Genomic DNA, 9,300 nt, shown 5'->3' with positions numbered 1-9,300 from the left:
GTTATCCCTTGAACGCGGTGACTTCGATCTCGATCTTCATCTCCGGCTTGATGAGGCCGGTGACGATGCAGCTCGCGGCGGGGCGGATGTCGCCGAAGACCGGTGCGGTCGCCTCCCCCAGCACATCCCAATAGGCCGGGTCCGTGATGTAATAGGTGACGCGCACCACGTCCGCGAAGGAGAAGCCCGCCTCCTCCAGCGCCCGGCCGATGACCTTCAGCGCGTTCCTGCCCTGATCGACGACGGATTCGGGCATGGCCCTGGTTTCGGGATCGGTGCCGGTGGTGCCGGCGACGAAGCACCAGTCGCCCTGGACGACGGCGCGCGAATAGCCGACCTGCGCCTCGAAGGGCGAGCCGGAGGAAATAAGCTGGCGGGGCATGGAAGTTCCTTGTGCAGAACGAAGCGAAAAGGATCGCCGCGGCTCTTGCCCCGTTCGCGGGATGCTGTCCAGCGCCTTTTGCCCGGCGGGAACGGCGCGGGCCGCCGGCCGTTGGAGCGGGAAAGGAGACAGAGCATGAACCGACCCGACAACAGTCCCTTTCCCGACACGGGCGAGGAGAATGACGAACAGGCCGAAGCGGGTTCGCAGGCGCAGGACGTGGCCGACGAGGCGCGGGTGCGGTCGACGGACCCGGCCGAGGACAGCGAGCGCGGCGGGCGGCCCAACCCGGCGCAGATCCTGCCCGACGACACGCCCGATCTGGTCGAGCGGATGGAGGAGATGAACCGATCCGGCCGGATCGACAATGACGCCTTCGCCGGCGAACCGCAGATGGACGATGAGGAGGATATATTGGGGCCGACCGAGGACGAGGAATAAGGTCCGGCCCGCCGGCCTGCTATCCGGCTAAGCCGCGTTCTGGTCCAGCGACAGGTTGATCATCCCCCGCGCCATATGGCCGAGCGCGTCGGCCATGGCGGCGGCGAGTTGCGGGTCGATGCCCGGTTGCGCCTTTATGGCGCGGGTCATGGCGGCGGACCATCGATCCGCCAGCGCCGAGGTGATCGGAAAGGCGCGGTGCAGCGACATGATGCACTGGCCGCGTTCGAACCAGTCGCGCGGGCCGCCGGACCATCCCGCCAGAAAGCGGGTGAGACCATGGCGCACGGCGCTGAGGTCGGCCGCATGGATGGCGCGCAGATCGGCATAGGCGGGGTCCCGGTCGATCAGGTCGTAGAAACGGTTGGCGATGGCGGCGACGGTCGCTTCGCCGCCGATGCGGGCATAGGGGGTGGTCATGGAGCCTCCTGCGGATGGGCACAGCGTGGCGGCTTGCGGGCGGCGATCATTGATCAGGGTCAAATCGGACGCTTTTAGCGCGAGACGGCAGGAGCGGCTTTCGTTATGGCCCCGTCATGAGCCGAGGGTCGAGGAAGAAGCGCAGCGAAACGGTCTGGTTGGCGGAGGCGCGTCGGGCTGGGCGCGGGCGCCTGCAACCCAGGAAGTCCCGTGGGCCCTCCATCGCCGTGCTGGTGATCGGCGGGGTGCTGATCGGCGCGGCGCTGGGCTGGTTCGGGCAGGACCTGGCGCAGCGCTTCCAGAGGAGTGGGCGGGAGGCCGCCTTTCCCGTCGCAGGGGACAGCCTGTCGGCGCAATTCGGCTTCTGCCATGTGGGCGGGGGCGTCAATTGCGTGGTCGACGGAGACACCTTCTGGTTCCATGGCGAGAAGGTGCGGGTGATGGACATCGACGCGCCGGAAACGCACGGGCCGCGCTGTGCCGAGGAAGCCGCTCTGGGAGCGCGGGCGACGCAGCGATTGCAGCAGTTGATGAATGCCGGCCCTTTCTCGCTGGAGAGCGGGGATCGGGAGACGGACCGCTATGGGCGGGCGTTGCGGGTGGTGACGCGCGGCGGGCAGTCGATCGGCGAGATGCTGGTGACCGAAGGGCTGGCGCGGGAATGGGACGGGGCGCGGCATCCATGGTGTTGATGGCCCGCTATTGATGGCCCGGTGTTAAGCGGGTCGGGAGGGGAGGGCCTTCGCCCTCCCCCCACCGCTTAGCGGCAGCTCAGATTGCCGCGGTCGATCTCCCGGCCCAGCAGCGCGCCCGCGCCTGCGCCGATGAGGATGCCCGCCGTGTTCGAATAGCCGCGGTCGAGTTGGCCGCCGAGCAGGCCGCCCAGCGCCGCGCCGACGATGAGGCCGGTGGTGCCGTCCGAACGGCGGCAATAATAGCGGTCGTCATAGCCGCGATAGATGCGGGTGGAGCGGGTGACGCGGATCGGCTCATAGCCGCCGCGATAATAGCGGTCGGGCCGATAGTAGCGGCCATAGCGCGGGTCCGGCCGGTTCCAGTCATAGCTGTAGATCACGCCGCCGGGACGGCGCCAGCCTTCGTGACGGCCATTGTCGTGGCGGCCGCCATGCTTCCAGTCGTCGCGGCCATGGCCCTTGCCATGTCCGGCCCAGGGCGGCGGATCGGCGGCGGCGGGGGCGGCGCTCAGCGTCACGGCGCCAAGCGACAGGGCGGCGAAAACAGCTTTCAGGGTGGATTTCATCTCTGGCTCCCTTGGTCGACTTTTCGATGGGAGCACAACAAACCAAAGCAGATAAACGTTGCATGAACGGAACAAAACAGAGCGTTCATACGGGGGTCAGCTTGCCGGCCGGCGGGGACGGCCGGGAAGCATTGCCTTGGACCGAAAGGCGGCACCGTGGGAGCGGTGCCGCCTTTTCGCCTGTCATGATTATTCCGCCGCGATCCCGGCGGCCTTGAACATATCTGGATCGCCCGCTTCATCCGCATTGGCGGCGGTGCCGCCCTTGAGCTTGGAGCGGCGGTCGAACGCATCCCACACGTCGTTCCACTGGCCGCGGGTCGCTGCCTTCGAATATTCGGTGGCGCGGGTTTCGAAGAAATTGGCGTGCTCCACGCCGTTCAGCAGCGGAGTCAGCCAGGGGAGCGGGTGCTCGTCGATCATGTAGATGGGCTTCAGGCCCAATTGCCCCAGGCGCCAGTCGGCGATGTAGCGGACATATTTCTTGATGTCCTTGGGCGTCATGCCGGGCACCGGGCCCATTTCGAAGACGAGGTCGACGAAGGCGTCCTCGATGCGGACGGTCTTCTGGCACATGTCCATGATGTCGTCCTTGACCGCCGGGGTCAGGCAGTCGCGTTCCTTCACGAAGGCGTGGAACAGGCGGACGATGCCCTCGCAGTGCAGCGTCTCGTCGCGGACCGACCAGCTCACGATCTGGCCCATGCCCTTCATCTTGTTGAAGCGCGGGAAGTTCATCAGCATCGCGAAGCTGGCGAAAAGCTGCAGCCCCTCGGTGAAGCCGCCGAACATGGCCAGCGTCTTGGCGATGTCCTCGTCCGTGTCGACGCCGAACTGCTGGAGATAGTCGTGTTTGTCCTTCATCTCCTTATACTGCATGAAGGCGCTATATTCGCTTTCCGGCATGCCGATCGTGTCGAGCAGGTGCGAATAGGCCGCGATGTGGACCGTTTCCATGTTGCTGAAGGCGGTCAGCATCATCTTGATTTCGGTCGGCTTGAACACGCGGCCGTATTTTTCGTGGTAGCAGTCCTGCACCTCCACGTCCGCCTGGGTGAAGAAGCGGAAAATCTGCGTCAGAAGGTTGCGTTCATGGTCGCTGAGCTTTTGCGCCCAATCGCGGCAATCCTCGCCCAGGGGCACTTCCTCCGGCAGCCAGTGGAGCTGCTGCTGGCGCTTCCAGAACTCATAGGCCCAGGGATATTCGAAGGGCTTGTAGACCTTGCTGGCTTGAAGAAGGGGCATGGTTTTTACTCCGCGAAACTTATACCAGACCCTCTCCCCTTGTGGGAGAGGGAGGGGCCCATCGCGTCGGCGATGGGAGGGTGAGGGGTGAAGGCGGCGATGGTTGCCAGCACGCCTTCCAGATTCTGCATCACGTCATGGTTCCAGAAGCGGATCACGCGATAGCCTTCCCGTTCGAGGAAGGCCGTGCGGGGCGCATCTGCCGCTTCTTCATGTTGGCCGCCATCCAGTTCGACGACCAGGCGGGCGGCATGAGAGGCGCAGTCTGCGAAATAGGGGCCGATGGGAACCTGGCGGCGGAACTTCGCTGCGGACAGCTTTTGGCGGAGATGCTTCCAGAGCAGCTTCTCAGCATCCGTGGCGTTGCGGCGCAGTTCTCTCGCACGGGCGATCGTCGGGTTTGGGGCCTTACCCCTCACCTTCCCACGCGGCTTTGCCGCGCGGGCCCCTTCCTCTCCCACAAGGGGAAAGGAAATTATCGGGTCACTGGCAGGCGAGGCACTCGTCATAGTCGGTGGTCTCGCCGATTTCGAATTTGGGGGCGTCGATGGTGTTGTCCGCTTCCACCCCGCCCGCGAAGCCGGCGCGCTGGACCGACTTGGAGCGGAGATAATAGAGCGACTTGATGCCCAACTCCCACGCCCGGTAGTGGAGCATCAGCAGGTCCCATTTCTCCACGTCGGCGGGGATGAACAGGTTCAGCGACTGCGCCTGGTCGATATAGGGCGTGCGGTCGGCGGCCAGTTCGAGCAGCCAGCGCTGGTCGATCTCGAAGCTGGTCTTGAACACATCCTTTTCTTCCTGGGTCAGGAAGTCGAGATGCTGGACGCTGCCGCCCTTTTCCAGGATCGAATTCCACACGGCCGTCGAGTCCTTCGCCTTTTCGACCAGCAGCTTTTCGAGATAGGGGTTCTTGACCGCGAAGCTGCCCGACAGCGTCTTGTGGGTGTAGATGTTCGCCGGGATCGGTTCGATGCAGGCCGACGCGCCGCCGCAGATGATGCTGATCGACGCGGTGGGCGCGATCGCCATCTTGCAGGAGAAGCGCTCCATCACGCCCATGTCGGCGGCGTCCGGGCACGGACCGCGCTCAACCGCGAGCTGCATCGAGGCCTCGTTCACCTTCTCGTTGATGTGCTTGAAGATGCGCAGGTTCCACGACTTGGCCATCGCGCCTTCGAAGGGAAGTCCCCGGGCCTGGAGGAAGGAGTGGAACCCCATCACCCCCAGGCCCACCGACCGTTCACGGCTCGCACTATATTTCGCCCGCGCCATTTCCGGCGGCGCGCGGTCGATATAGTCCTGCAGCACATTGTCGAGGAAGCGCATGACATCCTCGACAAACTGCCTGTCGTCCTTCCACTCATCCCAGGTTTCGAGATTGAGGGAGGAAAGACAGCAGACGGCCGTGCGGTCATTGCCGATATGGTCGCGACCCGTCGGCAAAGTGATTTCGGAGCAGAGGTTGGAGGTCGACACCTTGAGCCCCAGATCGCGGTGATGCTTGGGCATCGTGCGGTTCACGGTGTCGTTGAAGACGATATAGGGTTCGCCGGTGGCGAGGCGGACCTCCACCAGTTTCTGGAACAGGGCGCGGGCGTTGACGCTGCCGCGCACCGACTGGTCCTTCGGGCTGCGCAGGGCGAAGTCCTTGCCGTCGCGCACCGCCTCCATGAACTCGTCGGTCAGCAGGACGCCGTGGTGCAGGTTCAGCGCCTTGCGGTTGAAGTCGCCCGACGTCTTGCGGATTTCCAGGAATTCCTCGATCTCCGGATGGGAGATGTCGAGATAGCAGGCGGCCGAGCCGCGGCGCAGGCTGCCCTGGCTGATCGCGAGGGTCAGCGAGTCCATCACGCGGACGAAGGGGATGATGCCGCTGGTCTTGCCGTTGAGGCCCACCGGCTCCCCGATGCCGCGCACATTGCCCCAATAGGTGCCGATGCCGCCGCCCCGGCTGGCGAGCCAGACATTCTCGTTCCAGGTGTTGACGATGCCTTCCAGGCTGTCGTCGACCGAGTTCAGATAGCAGCTGATGGGCAGGCCGCGGCCGGTGCCGCCGTTCGACAGGACAGGCGTCGCGGGCATGAACCAGAGGCGCGAGATATAGTCGTAGACGCGCTGGGCATGGTCGGCGTCGTCGGCATAGGCGGCGGCGACGCGGGCGAACAGGTCCTGATAGCTCTCGCCGGGCAGCAGATAGCGGTCCTGCAGCGTGTCCTTGCCGAAATCGGTCAGCAGCGCGTCGCGGCTGGCGTCGGTCACGACATGGAAACGGCGTTCCAGCACGGTTGACGAGCCCGGCGTGGGATCGGCCTTGGGGGCCAGCGCCTGGTCCGAAGGAGCGGGAGCCTTCTTCTTGTCCGCCACGGTTTCGACCACTTCGTCAATCACGGTTGCCACGTCGCTTGCACTCACCTGTTCGCTGTCTCGAAAATCCATGACCAGCTCCCCGAATGTTCCTGTTTCGTTCGATTCGGTCAAGCCACTGCCGGCCGGGCCGAACGAATGTAGCATTATCGACCCGGTCAGGCACGGAGATGGGGCCAGCAGACGCGATCGCAAGGGCAAAAACAGCCTCCCTCCGGGAACCGGCCCGGTTGGTGCGATCACAATCTGTTGGGTAACCCCCGTTAACCCGATACAAGGGATAGTGCCACAGCTTCATTTCCTTTCAAGGGGGTAAATGACAGTTCGGGGACTCGGTTCATCGACGCGGAGACTCATTTCATCGACGGTCCGGCACGGCGCAGCGCAGCGACGCACGGACTTTCCTTGGCTTTGCAAAAGGCAAGAGGGACAATTTGGCGCGGAAAATAAATTTGGCTTGCCACGCAATTCCCCGGGCCGGGCGATTCCGCGCTTGGCGCTTCGTGACGGATGGATGACAAGACAGGGGAACGGAATGGCACGAACCCATGGCCGACGAGAGGAGCCGACATGATTCTCTATTACCACCCCCTCTCCTCCTGCAGCTGGAAGGTGCTGATCGCCCTTTACGAGAACGGCACGGCTTTCGAGGCGCGCATGCTGGACGATCCGGCCGTTGCGGAGGCGTGGCTGGCGCTGTGGCCGCTGGGGAAGTTCCCCGTGCTGCGGGACGAGGCGCGGGACAGGACGGTCGCGGAAACCAGCATCATCGTCGAATATCTGGGACGGCATCATCCCGGCCCCTTCCGGCCGATTCCCGAGGATGCCGACGCGGCACAGGAGGTGCGGCTGATGGACCGGCTGTTCGACCTCTATGTGATGACGCCGATGCAGGCGATCGTCGCGGACAAGATCCGGCCCGAGGGCGTGGCCCGCGATTCCCATGGCGTGGGGGAGGCGCGGCGAATGCTGGGCAAGGCCTATGCGTTGCTGGAGGCGCGGATGGCGGGGCGGCGCTGGGCGGCGGGCGACGATTTCACCTTGGCCGATTGCGCGGCGGCCCCGGCGCTGTTCTATGCCGACAAGATCGAGCCGATGCGCGGGGGCTTTCCGGGGCTGCGCGCCTATCTGGAACGGTTGGAGGCGCGGGAAAGCTTTGCCCGGGTGCTGCGGGAGAAGCAGCCCTGGTGGTCCATGTTTCCCTTTGCGGATTAGAGCCAATCGACATTCAGCCCTGACGGCCTGCAAATGACGCTTTTCCGTGCTTCCGGTGCTCACCTACCTTGAGTAGGCTGCGCTCCGGGTCACGGAAAACCATCATTTTCGGCTCGTCATCTTCTGAATGTCGATTGGCTTTAGGCCTTAGTGATCGGGCAGCGCTTCCGAATCGCCTCAGGCCCGGCTCGGCGCCGTCTCGCGCGGCGCGGCGCGTTCCCGGCGACGGCGCCACCAGCCCAATATCGCCTCGCCAGCCGGCCGCTCGACCAGCCGGTTGATCAGCGTGCCCAGCGCCAGCGCCACGGCGAACGCCGCCGCAAATCCCGCCCAGGGGCTATATCCCGCCTCCGCCATCTTGAGCATCACGACGAAACCGACATGCTGGTGGATGAGGTAGAAGGAATAGCTGATACCCCCCATCCAGACGAGCGGACGAAGGCTGAGGAAGTGCAGCCGCCCGGCGTTCAGCGCTGCGAAGGCAGCGAGCAGCAGGAGGCCGGTCAGCATGATGTCCGGGCTGTCGATCGTCGCGATCGACAGCAGCGCAAGCGCGGCATAGGGCGCCTGTTGCCGCCAGCTCCGCTGCCCTGCCCAGACGCGATAGGACAATATGCCGATGATGAAGAAGGGCACGTAGCGCAGCACCAGCAGCATCACGATCCGCTCCGGCATGCCCGGCCACAGCGCATAGAGCCAGCGCAGGGCCAGCCAGGCGAGCAGTACGGGTTCCAGCCGCCTAAGGCCCGTCCACTTCCAGATCGACAGCATGCAGACATAGAAGGCGATCTCTACCGTCAGCGTCCAATAGGCGCCGTCGACCTCCGGCAGGAAGGCGAAGCCCTGCAGCATGGTGACATTGGCCAGGATCGCGCCCGGCCCGATCAGCAGTTGCGAGACATGGGCCAGATATTCGACGCCCAGCGTCAGCAGCATGGCGACCAGATAGGCGGGATAGAGCCGGGCGAAACGGTTGATCAGGAAATCGGCGGTGGTGCGGATGCGATCGAGCGTGAAGAAGATCGCGAAGCCGGAGATGGCGAAGAACAGCAGCACCCGGTAATTGCCGCCCAGAAAGCGGAAGGGCACATGGGCCGCCTGGGGGAACAGCTCATGGAAGCGCGTCGAATAGTGGAAGACGAGCACGCACAGCGCGCCCAGCCCCCGCAAGGCGTCCAATTCCGTCAGGCGGCGGGTGGAAGGGCGCGGCCCCGTCATGAGTCCGCCATAGCAACAGAACAGCAATCATACCGTTAATATCGTGGTTAACGCGCAGCTCGGCGGCATTTCCGGAAAAAAGCGGCGGTGGCGCGACGAGGCCCGTTGCGCGCCCGTTGGCCTATCGGCTGGCATGGCATTGCGCGTCAGCGGGGCAACCGGGATGGAAAGCTATTGCCCGCCTGCTTCCGCGGCGCGTTTCAGCCCCTGCAACTGTTCGGCCAGCACCCTGTCGACGATCGGAGCGATGCCCGCCGCACCGGTGCGGAGATAGCCGCCGACGACATAGCTCATCCCGACACGCGCGCCCTGGCCGTCGGGCGCAATGTCGTAGGTGAGCGTGCCGGTCACCGCCTCCGCCTGCAAAGGCCCCAGCGCTCCGGACAGGCGCAACTGCCTGTCGGGCTGCGCCTGGATCACGCGGCCATGTTCGACGCTGCCCGGCCTGCCGTCCTTTCCCGGCACCTTCTCGCAAAAGCAGCCGCCGGCTATGGGATCGAGGCTGAGATTGGCGGCGTCGCCGCTATATGTATGCTGCCCGCTCCACCAGCGCCCCGGCTGCCCCAACAGCCGATAGACGGTGGCCGCGTCGGCGGAGATGTGGACGCTGTTCTCCACGGCGAAGCCATGATCGCTGCTGCCCGTGACGGCAGAATGGGCCGGCGCAGCCATCGCCACGCCAGCCCATATCCATATCCGATGCTTTCCCATCGCGCCTTCCCTTCCCTGATCAGGAGGGTAGCCTAATGCC

11 protein-coding genes are annotated in these 9,300 nt (G+C 64.8%); 3 read left to right on the top strand and 8 right to left on the bottom strand.

All coding sequences use genetic code 11. The features are described 5' to 3' along the window. Nucleotide 1 precedes the first annotated feature (1 nt). Nucleotides 2-382 carry a RidA family protein gene (locus tag EGM87_RS16335; protein WP_025547304.1) on the bottom strand — a complete coding sequence of 127 codons (381 nt, stop codon included), beginning with the start codon at nucleotides 380-382 and terminating at the stop codon, nucleotides 2-4. Nucleotides 383-517: 135 nt separating this feature from the next. On the opposite strand from EGM87_RS16335, the gene EGM87_RS16330 reads away from it, so the two are divergent. Then, on the top strand, nucleotides 518-823 hold the full coding sequence (locus EGM87_RS16330; RefSeq protein WP_137709566.1) for a hypothetical protein: 306 nt from the start codon (nucleotides 518-520) through the stop codon (nucleotides 821-823). 27 nt (nucleotides 824-850) lie between these two features. On the opposite strand, the gene EGM87_RS16325 is transcribed toward EGM87_RS16330, so the two are convergent. Beyond that, on the bottom strand, nucleotides 851-1,243 hold the full coding sequence (locus EGM87_RS16325) for a globin domain-containing protein (protein WP_025547301.1): 393 nt from the start codon (nucleotides 1,241-1,243) through the stop codon (nucleotides 851-853). Nucleotides 1,244-1,359: 116 nt separating this feature from the next. On the opposite strand from EGM87_RS16325, the gene EGM87_RS16320 reads away from it, so the two are divergent. Beyond that, a complete protein-coding gene (locus EGM87_RS16320) occupies nucleotides 1,360-1,935 on the top strand; it encodes a thermonuclease family protein (protein ID WP_137709567.1) in 576 nt (191 codons plus the stop codon). Nucleotides 1,936-2,003: 68 nt separating this feature from the next. On the opposite strand, the gene EGM87_RS16315 is transcribed toward EGM87_RS16320, so the two are convergent. The 4 genes from EGM87_RS16315 to EGM87_RS16300 all read right to left on the bottom strand — a co-directional run bounded on the left by EGM87_RS16315 (nucleotide 2,004) and on the right by EGM87_RS16300 (nucleotide 6,188). Beyond that, on the bottom strand, nucleotides 2,004-2,504 hold the full coding sequence (locus EGM87_RS16315; protein WP_137709568.1) for a glycine zipper 2TM domain-containing protein: 501 nt from the start codon (nucleotides 2,502-2,504) through the stop codon (nucleotides 2,004-2,006). Between the two features lie 189 nt (nucleotides 2,505-2,693). Further along, nucleotides 2,694-3,749: a ribonucleotide-diphosphate reductase subunit beta gene (locus EGM87_RS16310; RefSeq protein ID WP_025547297.1), complete on the bottom strand. Its 1,056-nt coding sequence runs from the start codon at nucleotides 3,747-3,749 to the stop codon at nucleotides 2,694-2,696. 5 nt (nucleotides 3,750-3,754) lie between these two features. Continuing rightward, on the bottom strand, nucleotides 3,755-4,210 hold the full coding sequence (locus tag EGM87_RS16305; RefSeq protein ID WP_137709569.1) for an endonuclease domain-containing protein: 456 nt from the start codon (nucleotides 4,208-4,210) through the stop codon (nucleotides 3,755-3,757). A 22-nt stretch (nucleotides 4,211-4,232) separates the two neighbouring features. Next, entirely contained in the window at nucleotides 4,233-6,188 is a 1,956-nt protein-coding gene (locus EGM87_RS16300; protein WP_137709570.1) for a ribonucleoside-diphosphate reductase subunit alpha, read from the bottom strand. 498 nt (nucleotides 6,189-6,686) lie between these two features. Here EGM87_RS16300 and EGM87_RS16295 point away from each other — a divergent pair, with 498 nt between their 5' ends. Further along, a complete protein-coding gene (locus EGM87_RS16295; protein ID WP_137709571.1) occupies nucleotides 6,687-7,331 on the top strand; it encodes a glutathione S-transferase family protein in 645 nt (214 codons plus the stop codon). A 177-nt stretch (nucleotides 7,332-7,508) separates the two neighbouring features. Here EGM87_RS16295 and EGM87_RS16290 read toward each other — a convergent pair whose 3' ends face one another. Continuing rightward, nucleotides 7,509-8,549 (bottom strand): acyltransferase family protein, encoded by a 1,041-nt coding sequence (locus EGM87_RS16290; protein WP_137709572.1) that lies wholly within the window; start codon nucleotides 8,547-8,549, stop codon nucleotides 7,509-7,511. A gap of 171 nt (nucleotides 8,550-8,720) precedes the next feature. Beyond that, complete coding sequence (locus EGM87_RS16285; protein ID WP_137709573.1) at nucleotides 8,721-9,260, bottom strand: SRPBCC family protein; 540 nt, start codon at nucleotides 9,258-9,260, stop codon at nucleotides 8,721-8,723. Nucleotides 9,261-9,300 lie beyond the last annotated feature (40 nt).

Origin of the sequence: Sphingobium sp. RSMS (genome assembly GCF_005406185.4) — a bacterium.
Lineage (GTDB): Bacteria > Pseudomonadota > Alphaproteobacteria > Sphingomonadales > Sphingomonadaceae > Sphingobium > Sphingobium fuliginis.
The sequence above is the reverse complement of the archived record's forward strand: the minus strand, read 5'-3'. Positions and strand labels throughout refer to the sequence as shown.

Bases quoted from the DNA above. Each gene is read 5' to 3' on its own strand.
- EGM87_RS16315 (WP_137709568.1), bottom strand. From the start codon at position 2,504: ATGAAATCCACCCTGAAAGCTGTTTTCGCCGCCCTGTCGCTTGGCGCC.
- EGM87_RS16330 (WP_137709566.1), top strand. From the start codon at position 518: ATGAACCGACCCGACAACAGTCCCTTTCCCGACACGGGCGAGGAGAAT.
- EGM87_RS16335 (WP_025547304.1), bottom strand. From the start codon at position 382: ATGCCCCGCCAGCTTATTTCCTCCGGCTCGCCCTTCGAGGCGCAGGTC.
- EGM87_RS16290 (WP_137709572.1), bottom strand. From the start codon at position 8,549: ATGACGGGGCCGCGCCCTTCCACCCGCCGCCTGACGGAATTGGACGCC.
- EGM87_RS16320 (WP_137709567.1), top strand. From the start codon at position 1,360: ATGAGCCGAGGGTCGAGGAAGAAGCGCAGCGAAACGGTCTGGTTGGCG.
- EGM87_RS16285 (WP_137709573.1), bottom strand. From the start codon at position 9,260: ATGGGAAAGCATCGGATATGGATATGGGCTGGCGTGGCGATGGCTGCG.
- EGM87_RS16310 (WP_025547297.1), bottom strand. From the start codon at position 3,749: ATGCCCCTTCTTCAAGCCAGCAAGGTCTACAAGCCCTTCGAATATCCC.
- EGM87_RS16325 (WP_025547301.1), bottom strand. From the start codon at position 1,243: ATGACCACCCCCTATGCCCGCATCGGCGGCGAAGCGACCGTCGCCGCC.
- EGM87_RS16295 (WP_137709571.1), top strand. From the start codon at position 6,687: ATGATTCTCTATTACCACCCCCTCTCCTCCTGCAGCTGGAAGGTGCTG.
- EGM87_RS16300 (WP_137709570.1), bottom strand. From the start codon at position 6,188: ATGGATTTTCGAGACAGCGAACAGGTGAGTGCAAGCGACGTGGCAACC.